Genomic DNA, 15,599 nt, shown 5'->3' on the forward strand with positions numbered 1-15,599 from the left:
CTCCCCCCCGCAGCGAGCGTGCCCCCGGCGCCACCTTAATTTTTCGGGGTTGTTTCTCGTTATTCGTTGCCGGGCAAGGGATACACCAAGGCCACCGCAGTGGCCGCCAAACCCTCCCCGCGACCCGTGAATCCCAGACCGTCCGTCGTCGTCGCCGAGACGCGAACGGGGGCCCCGACCGTCTCCGACAGCATGCGCTCCGCCTCGACGCGTCGGTCGCCGAGCCGGGGCCGCCGACCGATCAGCTGCACGGAGACGTTGCCGACGCCATAACCCGCCGCACGGACCCGCCGCACCGTCTCCGTCAACAGTGCGACACCCGACGCCCCCGCCCACTCCGGCCGGGACGTGCCGTAGTTCCCGCCGAGGTCACCGAGGCCCGCCGCCGACAGCAACGCGTCACACGCGGCGTGCGCCGCGACGTCGCCGTCGGAGTGCCCCGCCAGACCCGGCTCGCCGGGCCACCGCAGACCCGCGACCCAGCAGGGCCGGTCGGCGTCGTAAGCGTGCACATCGGTTCCCATACCCACCAGTGGAATCGTCACGGCCGACCAGCCTACGGCACTCTCGAAGCGCGTTTCCGCACCCGGCGGATCGGTTGCGGCGACGCCGGACCGCCATCGCCTGCGCTCTCGACAGGACCGCAGAACGCGGGAGCGTCTCCGCCCCGGCGGTCGGCGACCGAAACGCGCCTCACGCGACCGGAGCCGCCGAACCCGCCATGAGAGCACCCACGCCACCTCGCCGCTTGGCGCTTCGCGTCCCAACACCTACCCTTCAAGTTGTGGATTCCCAGCACGACAAGCACGACCCCTACGACCACGTCGAGGGCGTGACCGCCGACTCGCACCTCGCGACCGCCGAGCTCCTCTTCGAGCTCGAGCGATACGACGAGGCGCGCCACGAGCTCGGCAACGCGCTGTCCCTCGATCCGGCGCACGTGCCGACGCTCACCGTGCTGTCCGTCCTCGAACTGCACGTCGGCAACCACGACGAAGCGCTCGCGGCGGCCGGCGCCGCGCTCGCCGCCGAACCCACCCACGAGCCCGCCCTGATCGCGCGCGGCCACGCCCTGGCACTGCTGCGCCGGGCCGACGAGGCCATCGACGTCGCCGCCACCGTCGTCGAACGCGCCCCCGACTCGTGGTGGCACAACGTCCACTTCGCCCTGATCGTGCGCGAGAGCCGCAACGGTCAGGACGCTCTCGACGCCGCCTGGGCCGCCGTCCGCCTCGCCCCCGAGGAAGCCCGCGCCCACCTGTGCCTCGCCGTCGTCGCCGCGAGCCTCGGTCTCGACGAACTCGCCGACCGCGCGCTGTCGGCCGCCGAGCGCTGCGCCCCCGGCATCGTCTTCTACCTGGAGGACGACCTCGGACCGCGCCTGCTCCGCGGCCGCCCCGACATCCCGCCGTCGACGCCGCTGCGTTCGGTCGACGCCGTCACCCGCACCACCGTCGAAGATCCGGTCCGTTCCAAGCGCCGACCCATCGCCCGGCCGCTGTCCCGCGCGCTCCGCGCCGTCGCCGCCATCGCGGCGATGATCCCGTTCGCGACGGCCCTCGCCGGAACGGGCGATGGCTCCGGCAGGTTGATCGCCGGAATCGGCGTCGTCATCGGCGTCGTCGTCACGGTCCTCCTCGTCAAGCGACTACCCGCCCACCTTCGCGACGGTCTCCGGTTGACGATCGAGGGCGATCCGGGCTTGGCGCTCGCGGTCGGCTCGGCAGGGGCGTCGATGGGGCTGAGCGCCGCGTACGCGCTGACGGGGATGGCGCCCCTGATGCTGATCGCCGTGCTGGCGGCGGTGATCTCGGCGGCGCTGACGGCGTTCCGATCACGCTGAAGTCATTATGGATTGTCAGCGTCGGCGCCGACCGCGTCGACCTTCGTCGTCAGCAGCGCCGCACTGGCGCCCAACTCCGTGAGGAACGCCGCCACCGGCGCCGAGACCGCCCGCTCCGCCGCGGTCGCCGCGTAGACGCCCCGAACCGACGCGTGGTCGCGCAACGGCACCAGCCGCACGTCCGACCGCACTGACGCGATCGCCAACGACGGGATCAACGTGATTCCGAGGCCCTCCGCGACGAAGCCCTGCTTGGCCGTCCACTCCCGCACCACATAGGCGATCCGGGGACGGAAACCCCGGCCGTGCGCCGAGCGGAAGAGCGTGTCCACCGGATCCGGATTGCCCGCGACCCAGTCCTCCTTCGCCAGGTCCCGCAGCGTGACGGCGTCGCGGTCGGACAGGCGGTGGCCACGGGGAAGCCCCACCAGCATCGTCTCGTCGAGCACGTGGACGAGATTCACGGCGGTGAGCCCGGCGACCTGGTCGGCGTAACCGCTGACGACGGCCACGTCCAGGTCACCGAGGCGAAGCCGTTCGACGAGCTCCGCGGTCAACCCGCTGCGGTGCTCCAACTCGACGTCGGGGTATCGACGTCGAAACGTCGCGATGGCACGCGGGACCAGCGCCACCCCCGCGGTCGGGAACGATCCGATCCGAATCCGGCCCGACTTAATCGATCGAAGATTCTCGATGCCCTTCGCCGCGTCCCGGAGCCGATCCAGCACCGACTCGGCGTGCCCGAGCAGGTGACGACCGGCGTCCGTCAATCGCACACCGCGCGGCAGGCGATCGAACAGGACGGCACCGAGTTCCGCTTCGAGGGCGGCGATTTGTCGGGACACGGCCGATTGCGTGCAGCCCATCCGGTTCGACGTCGCCGTGAACGAGCCACTGTGCGCGACATCACGAAAGACCTCCAGCCATCCGGTGTCCATCCGACGACCTCCCCTCATGCGTATCTCGCATGGCAAGCATGCGTGACATTCGCTAGTCGAATCGACGCGGTCGGCCTAACGTAAGCCCCCACACGTCAACCTCGACAGGAGTATCCATATGGGACGTTTCGCGATACTGGGGACCGGACGCATGGGCGCGGCACTCGCGCTTCGGTTGCGCGAGAACGATCACCAGGTCACGGCGTGGAACCGGACGGCCGAACGCGCCGCGCCCCTCGCCGCCCACGGCGTCCACATCGCCACGACCCCGGCCGACGCCGTGCGCGACGCCGACGTCGTGGTGACCCTGCTCGCCGACGCCGACGCCGTCGACCACGCGCTGAACGGACCGAACGGCGCCGCCACCGCGATCGCCCCGACCGCGATCCTGGCCCAGATGTCCACCATCGGGCCACAGGCGACGACCGCTCTTCGGGACAGGCTGCCCGACCACGTCGTCATGGTCGACGCCCCCGTGAAGGGCAGCGTGCCGCAAATCCGAGCCGGCTCCCTCGTCATCTTCGCGGCGGGAGCAGAGACCGCGATCGACCGACTCGAGACAGCCATGTCGGACGTCGGAAGCGTGCGCCGCTGCGGCGAGATGCCGGCCGCGTCAGCGCTGAAACTCGTCGTCAACGCGTCAATGATCGCCACCCTCGCCGTACTCGCCGACGTCCGACACCTCGCCGCAGACCTGGACCTCCCCGCAGACCTCGTCAACGAGACACTGGCGGGCGGCCCGCTCGCCCCCGCCATGACGCGAGCCGCCGCGAGCGGCGCTCGCTTCCCGATCGCCCTGGCCGCGAAGGACCTCGGCCTCGCGCTCCAACACTCCGAACGACTCGACGTGCTGGCGGCGGCACGCGCCGCGCTCCTGACGGCACCCGACCAGGACTCCGACCTGGGCACCATCGTCCCGACTGCCCCTAAAGGACGCTGAATGATCACATTCGACAATCCCCGCACCGTGCCCGCCCCGGGCGGGCCGTACTCCCACGTCGCGACGATTCCGGCGGGGGACAGCACACTGCTGTTCGTCGCCGGACAGGTCGCCGTCGACGACACGGGCGCGCTCGTCGGCGAGGGCGACATGGGCGAACAGACCCGCGTCGTCATGGAGATCCTGGGCGGCATCCTCGCCGCTCACGGCGCGAGCTTCGACGACGTCGTCAACATCCGCAGCTTCGTGACCGATATGGACAGACTCGCGGAGGTCGCGGAGGTTCGCCGTTGGTACCTGAGCGAACCGTGGCCGACCTCGACGTCGGTGGAGGTCTCCCGACTGTTCCTTCCGGGAGCGTTGATCGAGGTCGAGGTCGTCGCGGCGATCTCACGACGGGTCTGACGGAATCCACCACACGCCGAAGGGGCGGCTGAGAGTCCAGCCGCCCCGACCGATCTCAGCCGAGCCGCGGGATCGCGGCGATCACGTCGTCCAGCAGACGCGTGCTGTCCTCGCCAAGGTCATGGGCGACCAGGCGGACTCGGACGAGCGAACCGTCGTCACGTCGTTCCGAGGTTCCGACGCCTTCCCATTGAGCCTCTGGATCGTCCGAGCATTCGGGACCGCGGCGGTTCGGCGAATCGGGGTCGGGGATGACGCAGATGTCCGAAGCGGCGACGACGTCCTCGACGTCCTCGGGCGCGTTCGTCAGGATCTCGACGGTCAACACTGAGCCATCGGCGAGCGTGAGGTTCTCGATCTCGCCGCTGCCGTCGTCGACGCCCAGGACGAACGCCTGAGAATCGAGGACGACCTCGTCGTCCGGGTCGGGCGGAGTCAACAGTGCCTCCGACCGGTCCTCGTTGTCGTCACCGTCGACGTCCCGCACGAGAACGCGGGCCTCGCCGGTGAGAACGATCGTGCCCTCGTCGGGGACATCGGGGTGGTCCTCGTCGAAATAGGCGCTGAGGGCGGCCTCGTACTGGGACCGCAGCCCCTCGTCGTACCCGCCGTCGGGGTCGCTCGCCCAGTAGTAGTGCGCGTCGGGATCGAGTTCCGGCGCCACCGTCGGGCCTCCCGCCGCGGCGGGAGCGTCCTCGGTGGGGGAGCCGGGGGCCATCGTCAGCGCCACGGCGGTCGCGAGACCGGCGATCGCCAACGCGGACGCGCCCGTGGTGGCGGCGCGTCGACGGCGGCGAAGGGCGGAGCCCGCGACGATCGCGGTGGCGCTGTCGGCGCCGGTCGCGGTCCACTCTCGTGGAATCGTGTCGTCCAGCAAATTCTTGAGGTCGTCGCTCATATCGGCAGCAATCCTTCCTTTGTGGAGTAGGTGTCGGCGAGGATGGCGCGGAGAGCGGCGAGCCCCTTCGCGGACTGGCTCTTGACGGTTCCGACCGAACAGCGCATGATCGCGGCCGTCTCGGCGACCGAACGGTCCTCCCAGAAACGGAGCACGACGACCGCGCGTTGCCGGCGCGGCAGACGGGCCAACGCCGCGAGAACGGTCATGCGATCGCTCGCGCCGTCGGTGTCCGAGACCGCCGGGCCGTCGGGGATCGATCGGCCGATGAACACCCGTCGATACCAGGCCCGGGAGTGCTCCGTCCGGATCACGTTGATCAGGATGCGCCGCGCGTACGCGTTGGCGGTCTCCGAGCGCGTGCGATGCCACACCGCGTACAACCGGATCAGGGTCTGCTGGACGGCGTCCTCGGCGGCGTGCTGATCACCGCACAACAGGAACCCGAGCCGACGGAGCCCGTCGACATGAGCCGCCGTGAACTCGCTGAACTCGACCTCCGGGTCGGAGCCGCTCGCCATTCCATCACCTCGTTCTTCGTTGCCTTCACCTCTCATACCCGGGCGGGACCCCGGAAGGTTGCACGACAACGGCCGCCCGGATAACCGGACGGCCGTCGTGACGATGGTGCCTCTTACACCGCGGAGCACTTCTCGGTGAAAGTGTTCTGCATCTCTGTCGCCTTGCTGACGTCCGGGATGTTGTTGGGGTCAGCCGACTCCGGGTTGTTCGTGAACGTGTTCAGCTCTTCGGCGAGGGTCGCGTAGTCCTCGACGGCCTGCTTGAGCTCGGCGTCGGTGATGTCGGCGGCCTCCTCACGGAGCTTCGTGACGCTCGCCTGGAAGGTCGCTTCGTCTGCCTGGATGTTGTTGCTGACCTCGGTCATGCTGTCGGCGATGGCGGCGCAGTCGAACGCGCTGCCGCCGATGAGGCCACAACCGGTCAGGGAGGCGACGGCCAGCCCGCCGGCGAGGATGACGGACGCGACACGGCGGGTCAGGGTCTTCATGATGATTTCTATCCTTCGATGAAAGTCTCGGGGGACCGGGACAGCGTAGCTGGCCCTGGCAAACGATCTCCGCAGGTGCCGACCTCGTCCGCCGCCCTGACCAGCGGGAATCGTTGCGGCACAAGGCGTAACGCCACTCGATGGGACGTTCAGGCGGCTGCGCGGACGCGGTCCGGGCCATGGCCGAAAGACAAGCGGAGGTCTAGAAGGACGTGCACTTCTCCGCGAAGACGTCCTGCTGAGCCATGAGGTCCGCGATGTCGACCGGGTCCCGAGTGACGATCTCCTCGGGGTTGTTGTGAATCGCGTTGATCGCCTCGGCGTTCGTCGCGAAGGTCTCGATCGCCTCGCGCAGGTCCGCGTCCTCGATACCGGCCGCCTCCTCGCGAAGCTTGCCGACGCTGTCGCCGAACGTCGCCTCGTCGGCCTGAAGGTTGTTCACGGTCTCCGTCATGGCGTCGGCGACGAGGACGCAGTCGACGGCGGTGCCGCCGATCAGGCCGCAACCCGTCAGTGAGACGAGCGCGATGCCCGCCGAGGCGAAGACGGCGGGGAGACGACGGAGCGGAGCAGACATGAGGCAAGGTCCTTCGACTGGTGGTTGCGGCGAGGATACCGAAGAGCGGCTTCGCAACCGCCGTCACACGGCCATGTCGACGAAACGGGACAGGTGCAGCTGCGCGGCGACGGTGATCGTGTCGGTGGCGCCGTTACGGTGCTTCGCGACGATGAAGTCCGCCTCGCCCGCGCGCGGCGACTCCTTGTCGTAGTAGTCCTCGCGGTGCAGCAGGATCACGATGTCGGCGTCCTGCTCCAGCGAGTTGTGAAGGCAGATCGAGTTCGCGATGAAGTTGTGCTCTCCGAGCACCGTCGCGTCGTACACGTCGCGTTCGCCGATCGGCTCGATCAGGCGGATCTCGTCCCAGAACACGTCATTGGTGGCGAGCAGTTCGAGGTCCCGATCGGCGAGGATCGTCGCGACCCTGGAGAGGCGGTCGCGACTCACGGAAGGACGCCACATCGTGTTCCCACAGAAAGCGATGTCCATTTCGGAGGCGAATTGCCGATGCGACATTCCCTCGTCGGCCAGCGTCGTCCGAACACGCTGCCATACCTCGCGAGGGACGGTGTCGATGTTCGTGTTCGTCGACGACTGCGCGAGGATCGTCTGCAACCGCGCTGCTGCAACGGATCGATCTCCGTTGACGGAGATCTCTCGCAGGAAGCGAAGCTGGTGATCGCGCCCCGACACATCGATGATGTACTGCGGACGGTACTTGGCGGGCTGATGGACACGGACGCGCCCGACGATGCCGAACCGAAGCAGGAGCGACGATACGCCGTCGATGAGCCGCCGACTCGTCGACGAATAACGGATAACACCGCTCTTCTGATCCTTGTTGACGAGCACCGACCCGTCCGTCGCCCACAGGTGACGCAGGAACATCGCCACCTGTTCCTGCGGAAGCGAGAAGATCTCATCGGGCACGAACTTCTCGTGAGACCGGAGTCCGAAGAGACCGAGACCGTCCAGCCACGCCGCGATCGGGTTTCGCTTGCCGTGAGTGAGCCGGTACGGCGCTGGGAGCCGCAGAGTCGTCACCGCCGCGGGGTACTCGTCGCGAACCGCGGTGACGCCGAAATGGCGCGCCGCCTCGGTCACCGCGGAGAGGTTGGCCTCGTCGACACTCGCGTATCGAATCGGTTGCCGGGCCACCATGGAACCATCGCCGATCATGTGCGCCAACATCACGATCTTCGGTTCCGGCCAACTGAGCGTCGCCTCAGGAGCGGGGACGCGGCGCGGCGTCGCAACGCGGCTTCCCGCGATGAGTTCCGACAGCGGCATCCAGCCGTCGACGGTGAGGAACGGGTGGTTCGCCGTCGCCTCGACCTGCTTGCCGGACGTCAGGGTGACGCGGTACGTCTCCTTGCGGCCCGACGGGAACGCGTGAGTGAGAGTCCTGGGCACCATTCGCAGGCGCTCGTCCATCGCCCAGACGGGGACGTCACGGGCCTCCGAGGCCATCAGCTCCCCGAGGGTGATCTCCGTGTTCGTGTCCGCGCGCAACAGACGCGTGTCAGCCGTCAGGCATCCCGATTCGCGAAGGTCCGACAGTTGCGGGCGTTTGTCGGTGCGCTGCTCGGGGCCACGGTTGAGCTGCGCCACCGCGATGACGGGGCACTCGACCTCCTTGGCGAGCAGTTTCATCCCACGGGAGATCTCGGAGACCTCCTGCTGACGGCTCTCGACGCGCTTCGGCGACGACATCAGCTGGAGGTAGTCGACGACGATCAGCTTCAGATTGTGGCGCTGCTTGAGACGTCGCGCCTTCGCGCGGATCTCCATGAGGGTCATCGACGGCGTGTCGTCGACGAACAGGGGGGCTTCCGAGATCTCGCCCATGCGGCGCGCGAGACGCGTCCAGTCGTCGTCCGACAGGCCACCCGAACGCAGGACGTGCAGCGGGACGCGAGTCTCCGCCGACAGGATGCGCATGACGATCTCGACCTTGCTCATTTCGAGCGAGAAGATCGCCGCCGCCTGCTGATGATGCAGGGCCGCGTGTCTCAAGAAGTCCATCGCGGCGGTCGACTTACCCGCACCGGGACGACCCGCGACGATGATCAACTGTCCTGATTGGAGGCCGTTGAGGAGGCGATCCAGGTCCGCGAAACCGGTCGGCACGCCCGTCATGACGCCCCCGGCCTCGCCCACCGCCTCGATCTCGTCCAGGGTCGGCTGAAGCAGGTCCTCCAGGATCGCGAAATCCTCGCTGACCCGGCGCTCCGTCACGTCGTAGACGGCCTGCTGGGCCAAGTCCACGAGGTCGTCGATGTCGCGCCCGCCACCTGCGCTGTAACCCAGCTGGACGACGCGCGTGCCGGCCTCGATGAGCCGACGCAGCACGGCGCGCTCCGCGACGATGTTGGCGTAGTACGACGCGTTCGCGGCGGTCGGAACCGACGAGATCAAGGTGTGCAGATACGGGGCGCCACCGATCTTGCCGAGCTCACCCGAGTCGTTGAGCGCGGCGGCGATCGTGATCGCGTCCGCCGGTTCGCCGCGCGCGTACTTGTCGCAGATCGCGTCGTAGATGATCGCGTGCGCCGGTTGATAGAAATCCGAGGTCGTCAGGATCTCCACGACGTCGGCGACCGCGTCCTTGCTCAACAACATTCCGCCGAGCGCGGACTGCTCCGCCGCGATGTCCTGCGGCGGAGTCCGTTCGAACCCGGTCGCGGGATCCGGGGGCGGTTCGTCGTCGTACGCGGGCGCGCCGCGTCGCGCGCTCGGCGTCGTCCGTGAGCCTTGATCCATGTGACAACACCCCCGTTCTCATCGCTGTCCGGCTACCAGCATCCCCTACCGATACGACAGCCGGAAGTGGCCCCCGGAACCTGACATCGCGTCCGAAAACGCTGTGGATAAGTCGGACGATATCTGTGGATAACCTGTGGATAACCGTCCCCAACCTGTGGAAAACCCTGTGGAGAACCTGTGGATAAACACCGGGTCATTCTCCACAGGGCGGCGTTGAACTGCGAGAACGCCGTACACAGGCTGTGGATAAATCGACGCATCGCCGAACCCTGATCACTGTGACCGCTTCGGTACGAACCGGTGACCCGCGCTTCCTCGCTGTTAGGCACACTCGATATGTGGAGACGTCCCGCACGGCACCGGAAGAACCCGACGACCCGACCGGGGAGCGGGGGTTCGCGCCGACCCTGATCGCGACCGCCGCGTGGTACGTCTTCGCCGCGTTCGTCTACATACTGTGGATCATCGGTTTCGCCGGCGGGGACTGCGCCGGAGAGGCGTGTTCGACGGCCGGACGGATCAGTCGGGGCCTCGGGGCGGCCCTGCCCTGGGCGTTCCCGTCATTGGCGCTGAGCCTGCTCGTCGCGGTGCTACTGCGGCTTCCCGCCGTCGGCTGGCGCGCCAGCTCCACCGCGACGGCCGCCGCCGTCCTGGGCGCCGGCCTCACCACGGCGATCCTGCGCAGCGTCGGTTACGACATCGGCTGACGACCGACATCGCGTCCCGGGTGCCACGATTGCCATATGTCCTGAGCGGGACGGGAACCGCGAGGCGTCGAGCTCGTGCCGAGTCGGTGAGACGCGAAACGGCGCGGCCGACCACAATGGTCGACCGCGCCGTTCGTCACGACTGAAGAGGATTAGCTCTTCGCTGCCGCGACGGTCACGTTGAAAGCCGCCTCGACTTCGGAGTGCAGCTTGATCGTCACCTTGTAGGTGCCGACGGCCTTGATCTGGCCCGGCAGCTCCAGCCGACGACGGTCCAGCTTCGGACCACCAGCGGCGACCACGGCCTCCGCGATCTCGGCGGGGGTGATCGAACCGAACAGGCGGCCACCGGTGCCGGCCGGCGCGGTGATCTTCACCTTCACCGACGACAGCTGCTGGCGAACCGCTTCGGCCGAAGCGGCGTCACGGAACTCACGCGCCGCGCGGGCGCGCTTGATCGTCTCGACCTGCTTTTCCGCGCCCTTGGTCCACGGCATCGCGAAACCCTGCGGGATGAGGTAGTTACGACCGAAGCCGTTCTTGACCTCGACGACGTCACCCGGCGAACCGAGACGCGACACCTCGTGAGTGAGGATGATCTTCATGTCGGCCTCCTATCGGGTCTGGCTGGTGTACGGCAGCAGGGCCATCTCACGCGCGTTCTTGACGGCGCGGGCGATCTGGCGCTGCTGCTGAGCGGTCACACCGGTAACACGACGGGCACGGATCTTGCCACGGTCGGAAATGAACTTGCGCAACAGTCCGGTGTCTTTGAAGTCGATGTAGGTCACACCCTCTTTGTCGAGGGGATTCGACTTCTTCTTCGGCTTGCGAACGGGCGCAGCCTTTGCCATGAGTCTTGCCTTTCATACTTTCACGAAGCCACGAATGGCTCCACAAGAGAGCTACTTGTTGCGAGCCGTTCCCTAGAACGGAGGCTCGTCGTCGAAACCGCCGGTGTTTCCCCCGCCTGGCCGGGCAGGGGACGCACTCGCCCACGGGTCGTCGGCGGGCGCGTTGCCGCCGGAGCGGCCACCCCCGCCACCCGAGCGCGATACCTTGGCGACCTTCGCGGTGGCGAACCGCAGGCTGGGGCCGATCTCGTCGACCTCCATCTCCACGACGGTGCGCTTCTCGCCTTCACGGGTCTCGTACGAGCGCTGCCGAAGCCGCCCCTGCACGACGACGCGCGTCCCACGGGACAGGCTCTCGGCGACGTTCTCGGCGAGCTGGCGCCAGGCGTTGCAGTTGAGGAACAGCGCTTCGCCGTCCCTCCACTCGCCGGAAGCCTTGTCGAACGTCCGTGGGGTCGACGCGACCGTGAACTTCGCGACGGCCGCGCCCGAGGGCGTGTACCGAAGCTCCGGGTCGTCGGTGAGGTTCCCGATGACGGTGATGACAGTTTCTCCTGCCATGACCTCTCCTTCTTCGAGTCTGCTGCCGGGCGCTCACGCACCCGACGGTGGTTATCGCAGTTCGGGACGCAGAATCTTGGTCCGCATGACCGACTCGGACAGCCGCATCTGGCGGTCCATTTCGGCGACCGCGGCAGGCTCGGCCTGAAGGTCGACGACGGCGTAAATGCCTTCGCTCTTCTTGTTCATCTCGTAGGCGAGGCGACGACGGCCCCACACATCGAGCTTCTCGACGGATCCACCCGATTCGCGGATGACGTTCAGGAACGTCTCCAACGACGGAGTGACCTGACGCTCTTCCAGGTCGGGATCGAGGATCACCATGATTTCATAGTGACGCAAGACTTCTCCACCTCCTCTGGTCGTGGCGGCCGCGGTATTTCCGCGGCAGGAGGGTCTTACGGTGCCGAAGGTCCGGTTGGACCGGGGGCAACCGGATAAGACTACCTGGTCGGTGACGTTGCACGAACTGCGCTGTCGGCTCACGGTAACCGCCGTCTCTGACATTTCCGTCGGGGCGAGACGTGCCGCGGGCGCGTCCCCGGAGGTGAAGCCGAGAACGCGCCCGCGGTGTGGTGTCCGTCGTTTCACCGGCGGACAGTGGGACTAGCCACTAGGGACTATTAGCCCAGGTTGGCGGCGGAACCGCCACCACTGCCGGCGCCGGCGACGCCGAGGATGCCGATCGCGTTGCCGCTGATGTCGATCGGGATCTGGATCGGCAGCTGGAGCTGGTTGCCGTTCAGGATCCCGTTGTTGCCGGCCGACACCATGTCGCCCAGGCCGCCACCGTTCTCGGTGACGCCGCTCTCGCGCGGCGGCATGACGTCCTGCGCCTGTGCCGGGACGGTGCCGTTGTTGGTCGCGCTGACCAGACCGTCGGTCAGGCCGGCCGTCGGCAGACCGCCGGCGAGACCCGTCACCGTGTCGGCACCGGGAACGCTTCCGGCGAGGTCACCCAGGCCGCCGCTCGGCAGCAGCTCGGGAGCGCCCGACTCGTTCGCGGCGTAGCCGTGGTGGTGGCCGTGGCCACCGATGTTGGCGTCGGCGCCACCGTCGCAGCCCGCGCCCGCGACACCGAGGACGGCGATCGCGTTGCCACAGACGTTGATCGGGATCTGGATCGGCGCCTGCAGCTGGTTGCCGTTGCCGATTCCGTGGTTGCCGGCCGTCACCATGTCGCCCAGCCCGCCGCTTTCGAGGTTGGCGGACGATCCACCGTCGCAGCCCGCGCCCGCGACACCGAGGACGGCGATCGCGTTGCCACAGACGTTGATCGGGATCTGGATCGGCGCCTGCAGCTGGTTGCCGTTCAGGATGCCGTTGTTCCCCGCGGTGACCATGTCGCCGCCGGACTCGAGGACCTTCGACTCACCGTGGTGGCCGTGGCCGCCGATGCTGGCGTCCGAACCGCCGTCACAGCCCGCGCCCGCGACACCGATCAGGGCGCCGACGGCGTTGCCGCAGACGTCGATCGGGGCCTGGATCGGGATCTGGGCCTGGTTGCCGTTCAGGATTCCCTGGTTGCCGGCCGACACCATGTCGCCCAGGCCGTTGCTGCTCTCGAGGTCGGCGGACGAACCGCCGTCACAGCCCGCGCCAGCGACACCGGCGACGGCGACCGCGTTGCCGCAGATGTCGATCGGGACCTGAATGGGGGCCACGACCTGGTTGCCGTTCGCGATGCCGTTGTTGCCGACGCTCGTGACATCGGTCCCCGCCTGCGCAACTCCGCCCGTGACGAGCAGGAAGCCCGCGGCGAGAGCGCCCGCCTGGACGGTACGCCTGGCCCATGTCTTGGTCATGATGTTCCTTCCTCAGTGTTTCGGTGTGTTGTCTGGCGCCACCCGGTCGGGCGACACCTTCCTTTTGTCGTGCCGCCCCATGTCCGTGAACAAGGGACGACAGCATGCGGACCATCCTGTATGGATGATTCGACTGTGGAGCCGGTGACGGTCGAGGCGTGCCCCGACCGTCACCGAAGGTCGATTACCGGGACGGGCCGATGTCGGCGGTCGAACCGCCGTCACTGCCGGCACCGGCGATGCCAAGGACACCGACGGCGTTGCCGCTGATGTCGATGGGCAGCTGGATCGGGGCGAAGATCTGAGTTCCGTTGGCGATGCCGCTGTTGTCGACAGAGGTCATGTCGGGGACGGCGTGGTGGCCGAGGTCGGCCTTGGTGCCGCCGTCGCAGCCCGCGCCGGCCGCACCCGCGACGGCGACCGCGTTGCCGCAGACGTTGATGGGCGCCTGGATCGGCGCGGCCACCTGCGTACCGTTGAGAACCCCCTTGTTCCCGGCCGTCACCATTTGCGGAGTCTTCGAGGCTTCCGTGACCTTGGCGGACTCAGCACTGTGGCCATGACGAATGTCGGCGCTCGACCCGCCGTCGCAGCCCGCGCCCGCGACACCGATCAGGGCGCCGACGGCGTTGCCGCAGACGTTGATCGGAGCCTGGATCGGGGCCTGCACCTGGTTTCCGTTGGCGATCCCGTTGTTGCCCGCGGAGACCATGTCCGCGAGCGAGCCGGATTCCAGGTTGGCGTCCGAACCACCGTCGCAGCCGGCGCCGGCGATGCCCACGAGGGCGCCGACGGCGTTGCCGCAGACGTTGATCGGAGCCTGAATCGGCGCGACGACCTGGTTTCCGTTGGCGATCCCGTTGTTGCCGGTGGTGACGATGTCACCGCCGGCGTGGGCGACGCCACCAGCCAACAAGGCCGCTCCGGCGGCCACGGCGCCCGCGATGGACGCCTGCCGCAGAATGCGCTTCGTCATTAAGGTGTTGCCTTTCTAACTGTGAGTTACCTGAGTGGTCGGCTTCATCACCTATGTGGATTCGATGGGTGATGTGCCTTCTTCGTAGTACTTCCCGCCGTTCCGCGTGAGCGGTTCGATGAGAAACCTCGATGTTTCAGCGGTGACGGACCACGGGCGTCGAGAACTCGCCGCCGTGACGTCTGGACGGCATGACCGTCCGGCGTTCGCGGACCACGCTGGAGGCGCGATGAACCGCGAATGCGGCAGCTGATTAATCGGGGGAGACGGCCGGATCTGTTACGTGGTCGGGAAGCTGACCGAACACGGCCGTCATCATCGTGACGCGCGAGACCGCCGCGCCACTGTCGAGGTGGGTCGGAACAGGGTGCCCGACTCCACTGTCGGCCGGAATCGAACCACCGGCGGTACTGCCGGTGGGCGTGACCCCGGACGTTGTGCGCCCCGCGTCTGAGCGGACCGGAACCGAAGACTGCGTGGGGTCGCTGTGTCGCACGATCGCGTCATGGACCCAGTGCACGTCACCTTCGTTCACGGAGACGCCCGCGACCTGCCAATCACCGGACTCATCGGGAGTGCCGGCCGCGGAGGCACGATGGCGGACGGAAGGAACACCGGTGTCGCCGTCGCCGATGGTCGTACGGGCGGAGCCGATGCCGGCCCCGTTCCGCGACGACGTCAGCGGGTACACCGATGGGCCGGACACCGACGGCGTCAGGCCTGTGACAACGGAATCGATCGGACGTACCGTCTCTGAGACGGGCCGGGTCACGCCGCCGAGAACATTGCCGACTCCGGAGGTAACGGCGGACAGGTTCGACGCGACCGGTGCGGCGACCGCGCGGAGCGGCTCCGAGGTCGGTGTCGATCCGGCCGCCGTATCGGTGCGAGGACGGGCCTCGCCCGAGGTATTGCCGAGGGCGTTCGGCGCGGGCGCATCGGCGGATGCGTCCACAGTGTTGGGATCTGGGGAAGCGGTGAGCTCGGTGACCAGGTTGACTGGCGCGCTCAAGACGGACTCAACGGCCGACTCCGGTTGGTTCACCGGGGTCAGCGCGGCCTGCTCTGACTCTGCGGCCGGTTGGGTCACGGCGGACGTCACGGTCACCAGGCTCGACGAGTTCGCTTCCTCGCCCGAGATGCCGACTGTCGGATCGGCCTGCGCGGTCGCGATACTCGCCAACCACGCCACACCGGACAGACCGGCCAGCACCGCCACCCGGGTGAGGGTGGAGGATCGCAGGGCCACACGCAACCGGCCGACGCGACGGTCGTCGCGTAGCAGGCTGTCGCGCAACGTCACGGTGCCTCCACAAGTCACGCTCGGCGGACAACGCC

18 protein-coding genes are annotated in these 15,599 nt (G+C 68.0%); 4 read left to right on the forward strand and 14 right to left on the reverse strand.

The features are described 5' to 3' along the window. Nucleotides 1–59: 59 nt before the first annotated feature. On the reverse strand, nucleotides 60–524 hold the full coding sequence (gene ispF / locus ACM9NP_RS19575) for a 2-C-methyl-D-erythritol 2,4-cyclodiphosphate synthase (RefSeq protein ID WP_415648243.1): 465 nt from the start codon (nucleotides 522–524) through the stop codon (nucleotides 60–62). A 260-nt stretch (nucleotides 525–784) separates the two neighbouring features. Between ispF and ACM9NP_RS19580 the strand changes: the two genes are divergently transcribed. Further along, nucleotides 785–1,843, forward strand: coding sequence for a tetratricopeptide repeat protein (locus ACM9NP_RS19580; RefSeq protein ID WP_415648201.1), 1,059 nt, complete (start codon nucleotides 785–787; stop codon nucleotides 1,841–1,843). A gap of 5 nt (nucleotides 1,844–1,848) precedes the next feature. Here the strand turns inward: ACM9NP_RS19580 and ACM9NP_RS19585 are convergent, their stop codons facing one another. Then, nucleotides 1,849–2,781 carry a LysR family transcriptional regulator gene (locus tag ACM9NP_RS19585; RefSeq protein WP_415648202.1) on the reverse strand — a complete coding sequence of 311 codons (933 nt, stop codon included), beginning with the start codon at nucleotides 2,779–2,781 and terminating at the stop codon, nucleotides 1,849–1,851. Nucleotides 2,782–2,899: 118 nt separating this feature from the next. Here ACM9NP_RS19585 and ACM9NP_RS19590 point away from each other — a divergent pair, with 118 nt between their 5' ends. Continuing rightward, on the forward strand, nucleotides 2,900–3,721 hold the full coding sequence (locus ACM9NP_RS19590) for an NAD(P)-dependent oxidoreductase (RefSeq protein WP_415648203.1): 822 nt from the start codon (nucleotides 2,900–2,902) through the stop codon (nucleotides 3,719–3,721). Further along, nucleotides 3,722–4,126: a RidA family protein gene (locus ACM9NP_RS19595; protein WP_415648204.1), complete on the forward strand. Its 405-nt coding sequence runs from the start codon at nucleotides 3,722–3,724 to the stop codon at nucleotides 4,124–4,126. Nucleotides 4,127–4,181: 55 nt separating this feature from the next. Here the strand turns inward: ACM9NP_RS19595 and ACM9NP_RS19600 are convergent, their stop codons facing one another. The 5 genes from ACM9NP_RS19600 to ACM9NP_RS19620 all read right to left on the reverse strand — a co-directional run bounded on the left by ACM9NP_RS19600 (nucleotide 4,182) and on the right by ACM9NP_RS19620 (nucleotide 9,355). Then, on the reverse strand, nucleotides 4,182–5,024 hold the full coding sequence (locus ACM9NP_RS19600; protein ID WP_415648205.1) for a hypothetical protein: 843 nt from the start codon (nucleotides 5,022–5,024) through the stop codon (nucleotides 4,182–4,184). Next, a complete protein-coding gene (locus ACM9NP_RS19605; protein ID WP_415648206.1) occupies nucleotides 5,021–5,545 on the reverse strand; it encodes a SigE family RNA polymerase sigma factor in 525 nt (174 codons plus the stop codon). The genes ACM9NP_RS19600 and ACM9NP_RS19605 overlap by 4 nt, the downstream gene beginning before the upstream one ends. Before the next feature lie 113 nt (nucleotides 5,546–5,658). Continuing rightward, the gene (locus tag ACM9NP_RS19610) at nucleotides 5,659–6,033 is read right to left on the reverse strand and encodes a hypothetical protein (protein WP_415648207.1); all 375 of its coding nucleotides are present in this window, start codon (nucleotides 6,031–6,033) and stop codon (nucleotides 5,659–5,661) included. 202 nt (nucleotides 6,034–6,235) lie between these two features. Then, on the reverse strand, nucleotides 6,236–6,610 hold the full coding sequence (locus ACM9NP_RS19615) for a hypothetical protein (protein ID WP_415648208.1): 375 nt from the start codon (nucleotides 6,608–6,610) through the stop codon (nucleotides 6,236–6,238). 63 nt (nucleotides 6,611–6,673) lie between these two features. Next, complete coding sequence (locus tag ACM9NP_RS19620; protein WP_415648209.1) at nucleotides 6,674–9,355, reverse strand: replicative DNA helicase; 2,682 nt, start codon at nucleotides 9,353–9,355, stop codon at nucleotides 6,674–6,676. Between the two features lie 341 nt (nucleotides 9,356–9,696). Here ACM9NP_RS19620 and ACM9NP_RS19625 point away from each other — a divergent pair, with 341 nt between their 5' ends. Further along, entirely contained in the window at nucleotides 9,697–10,065 is a 369-nt protein-coding gene (locus tag ACM9NP_RS19625; RefSeq protein ID WP_415648210.1) for a hypothetical protein, read from the forward strand. Nucleotides 10,066–10,217: 152 nt separating this feature from the next. On the opposite strand, the gene rplI is transcribed toward ACM9NP_RS19625, so the two are convergent. The 7 genes from rplI to ACM9NP_RS19660 form a co-directional block, all read right to left on the reverse strand. Then, entirely contained in the window at nucleotides 10,218–10,670 is a 453-nt protein-coding gene (gene rplI, locus ACM9NP_RS19630; RefSeq protein ID WP_415648211.1) for a 50S ribosomal protein L9, read from the reverse strand. A gap of 9 nt (nucleotides 10,671–10,679) precedes the next feature. Next, entirely contained in the window at nucleotides 10,680–10,919 is a 240-nt protein-coding gene (rpsR, locus tag ACM9NP_RS19635; protein WP_415648212.1) for a 30S ribosomal protein S18, read from the reverse strand. Nucleotides 10,920–10,991: 72 nt separating this feature from the next. Further along, a complete protein-coding gene (locus ACM9NP_RS19640; RefSeq protein WP_415648213.1) occupies nucleotides 10,992–11,480 on the reverse strand; it encodes a single-stranded DNA-binding protein in 489 nt (162 codons plus the stop codon). Between the two features lie 51 nt (nucleotides 11,481–11,531). Next, nucleotides 11,532–11,822 carry a 30S ribosomal protein S6 gene (gene rpsF / locus ACM9NP_RS19645; protein ID WP_415648214.1) on the reverse strand — a complete coding sequence of 97 codons (291 nt, stop codon included), beginning with the start codon at nucleotides 11,820–11,822 and terminating at the stop codon, nucleotides 11,532–11,534. Nucleotides 11,823–12,103: 281 nt separating this feature from the next. Continuing rightward, nucleotides 12,104–13,285, reverse strand: a complete 1,182-nt coding sequence (locus tag ACM9NP_RS19650; protein ID WP_415648215.1) for a chaplin family protein — start codon at nucleotides 13,283–13,285, stop codon at nucleotides 12,104–12,106. 184 nt (nucleotides 13,286–13,469) lie between these two features. Next, nucleotides 13,470–14,261 carry a chaplin family protein gene (locus ACM9NP_RS19655; protein ID WP_415648216.1) on the reverse strand — a complete coding sequence of 264 codons (792 nt, stop codon included), beginning with the start codon at nucleotides 14,259–14,261 and terminating at the stop codon, nucleotides 13,470–13,472. A gap of 253 nt (nucleotides 14,262–14,514) precedes the next feature. Beyond that, nucleotides 14,515–15,564 (reverse strand): hypothetical protein, encoded by a 1,050-nt coding sequence (locus ACM9NP_RS19660; protein WP_415648217.1) that lies wholly within the window; start codon nucleotides 15,562–15,564, stop codon nucleotides 14,515–14,517. Nucleotides 15,565–15,599 lie beyond the last annotated feature (35 nt).

This window comes from Stackebrandtia soli (genome assembly GCF_965137155.1).
Taxonomy (GTDB): Bacteria; Actinomycetota; Actinomycetes; order Mycobacteriales; family Micromonosporaceae; genus Stackebrandtia; species Stackebrandtia soli.